Origin of the sequence: Nocardia albiluteola (assembly GCF_018860155.1) — a bacterium.
Lineage (GTDB): Bacteria > Actinomycetota > Actinomycetes > Mycobacteriales > Mycobacteriaceae > Nocardia > Nocardia albiluteola.
Genome location: NZ_JAHKNI010000039.1, coordinates 1 through 2063, shown reverse-complemented (window position 1 = coordinate 2063; position 2063 = coordinate 1). Strand labels below are relative to the sequence as shown.

The following is a 2063-nucleotide window of genomic DNA, read 5'->3' as shown; positions in this document are numbered from 1 at the left end:
CGGCGCCTCCGGACCCGTCACCACCACCACAACCACAACAACCACCGGCGGCGCCTCCGGACCCGTGACCACCACCACCGGCGCCTCCGGATCAACCACCACCACAACCGGTGGCGGCGCCTCCGGACCCGTCACCACCACCACCACAACAACACCACCTCCCCCCGCCAACACACCGCCCCCTCCCACCAACACACCGCCCCCTCCCACCAACACACCGCCCCCTCCCACCACCACACCACCCCCTCCCACCACCACAACAAAATCGTCCACCGGCGCCTCCGGCCCCGCCACAACTGGTGGCGCCTCCGGACCCGTCACCACCACCACAACAACATCCCCTCCGCCCCCCGCCAACACACCACCCCCGCCCACCGGCGCCTCCGGCCCCGTCACCACCACAACCACAACCACCGGCGGCTCTGGCTCCACGGCGACCGGCTCCAGCGGCTCCAGCGGCTCCAGCGGATCTAGCGGCTCCGGCGGCTCCGGCAGCTCCAGCGGCTCCAGTGGCGCCTCCGGCAGCGCCGCGGACGAGCTCACCCTGTTCGCCGAGGCGCTGCAGCTGCTCTCATCGGGCATTCCCGCGCTACAGCAGATCGGCAGTCAGCTGTTGCAGCAGCTGCCGGTGACTCTCCAGCAGCTCGGCCAGGACTACGAGAACGGCACATTGAACCTGCGGCAGGCCATGGGCGCCGCCACGGCGGAGGTCGGTGCGGACATACATGGCATGCAGGACCGCGCCTACCATGAAATACGAAATCTCGCAAGAGATTTCCGCACCGAAGCGATCGCGCTGACACGTCCCGAGGGCCCACTGGCAGGTCCCATGGGCCCAACCGGTCCGCTCTTACCGGAACTGGCCATCGCCCGCGCATTGGCCACCGACCCGACGCAGCCGGTACCGCACAATGTGGTGGCCGCCAGTTCCTCAGCGGTTCCGGAACGATCGGCACAGGTACAGCAGGAACCGTTCGCAGCAGAGCGATCGGCACAGGTACAGCAAGAACCGTTCGCGACACCGGAAACGGATGACTGAGATGCACCGTACCTGGACCATCACCGACCTGGAATTCATCGTCCTGCGCGATCGACTGCTCAACCGTTACCTGCCTTGGCCTTTCACATATGTCGGCCCGGTCCGGACCCGTATCGACTTCCTGCGCGAGCAGGAGCAAATCTGGTCGAGACTGCAGGCGAACTGGGATCCTGATCTGGCCGAGGCGATCGTCAATGCCGGCAATCCGGATGCCCGGGTGCAGATCAGATGCTGGGACGGCCGGGACATGCGCGACCCCGCGAGCCGATACTTCATGGTGGGCAATCGATGTGGTTCTCGTGCGGTTCTGATACACGGCCTCTGTGATCGCGATGCTCTGACCAATGACCGCTACCGCATCGTCGAATGCGATGCGCAAGCGCTGTCTTCCGTTCTGGTGGACAGTCTGCCCGAGATGCCGGCCGGGTCGCAGGGACGCGTCGAGCTGATGAGCTCCCACGGCGCCGAAACCGTGGATCATTGGAGCAGCCGCTCGAGCTTCTACGACGACGGCGATGACAATATCGATTTCCGAAGTACCCGCTGGCAGCGTGCGCCGAGGACGACCGTCGGCATTATCGAGATTCGCCAGGGCAAGTCGAAGTTCGGCCCGCGGGGAATGGGGATGAAGCGGATGTTCTGGGAGGATCACCCCGGCGACGGACGCTATCTCATCGACCTGGACCCACCGTTGGCGGCGATCGGCATCGATGCCACCGAACTGCAGGGGCGCATCGATCAGGGGATCGCCGAGATGTTGCGCATGGTGCAGGACGAATCCCGGGAAGGCGTTGTCCGGACGAGCGTTTTCGACGACTAGTCGATCCCGAAAGTCGTTGGCGTAGAACTAGTTACAGGGAGTGTGTGGTGACTGGGCCTGTGGCATCCGGGGCATCCGGTGTGGGTGATGACAATTCCGCGTGGCCGTCCCTGTTCACCGGTGCCCTGGTAGGGCTTCTACAGTTCGACCCCAAGGTGGCAACCACCTGCTACAACGCCTGCCAAACCCTGCTCAACGGTGTCA

2 protein-coding genes are annotated in these 2063 nt (G+C 65.1%); both read left to right on the top strand.

Features of this window, described 5'->3' with window-relative positions; translation table 11 throughout:
- Positions 1 to 1039, top strand: a 1039-nt coding sequence (locus KO481_RS42570; protein WP_215924457.1) for a hypothetical protein, incomplete at its 5' end; no start/stop codon positions are given.
- Positions 1032 to 1859, top strand: coding sequence for an ESX secretion-associated protein EspG (locus tag KO481_RS42565; protein ID WP_215924455.1), 828 nt, complete (start codon positions 1032 to 1034; stop codon positions 1857 to 1859). The genes KO481_RS42570 and KO481_RS42565, both read left to right, overlap by 8 nt.
- Positions 1860 to 2063 lie beyond the last annotated feature (204 nt).

Excerpts from the sequence above, each read along its gene's own strand:
- KO481_RS42565 (WP_215924455.1), top strand. The coding sequence starts at position 1,032 with ATGACTGAGATGCACCGTACCTGGACCATCACCGACCTGGAATTCATC.